Here is a 557-nt window from a genome sequence, read left to right on the forward strand (position 1 = left end):
TTAATCTCCCCGAGATCATAATCCACGGTCAATTTGCTGTAATTATTGGTGCCGCTTTTATGGAGCAGACTGCCTGCGCCGTTATCCTCGAAGGTGCCACCGTCCAGCGACAGGGTCAGGGTTCCGGGCAAAACGCCCCGCTGGAGGTAAGTACGGCTCTGGTTGCCGCTGATATGAACAAAGCGACAGCTGATGGATCGGTTGCTGGCCGAAGTCGCCACCATCGTCTTGCCGGTATAGCCACCGTATTGATCCAGCAAGGGGCTTTCTACCTTGGCGCTCGGCACCAGAGGCGCATAAACGCTCTCGGCCTTTAGCGTCAGGTCGCCTGCGGTAATGTTGGCGCTCATTGGCTGGATGCCATAGTAACGGCTGGTGTCGGCTATCTGCGTTTCCTGAATACGGCTCGTTTCTTCTTCTGGCTCGCCGGGTACGGGAGATGCTCCGATAAAAGTCGTCACCAAAGGAGCGCTAATCTGCATTTCCACCTTACGCCGGGTAAAATCTATATATTCCGCTCCAGTGAAATAGGTAAAAGTCTCAACGGAATAATCAAC

General features: G+C 53.7%; 1 pseudogene. It reads right to left on the reverse strand.

Annotated features, from left to right (window positions below):
• A pseudogene (locus tag J7439_RS26000) lies at positions 1–482 on the reverse strand (hypothetical protein); the annotation flags it as partial.
• Positions 483–557: the final 75 nt, after the last annotated feature.

The sequence above is a fragment of the Salinisphaera sp. G21_0 genome (assembly GCF_017744115.1).
Lineage (GTDB): Bacteria > Pseudomonadota > Gammaproteobacteria > Pseudomonadales > Endozoicomonadaceae > Endozoicomonas.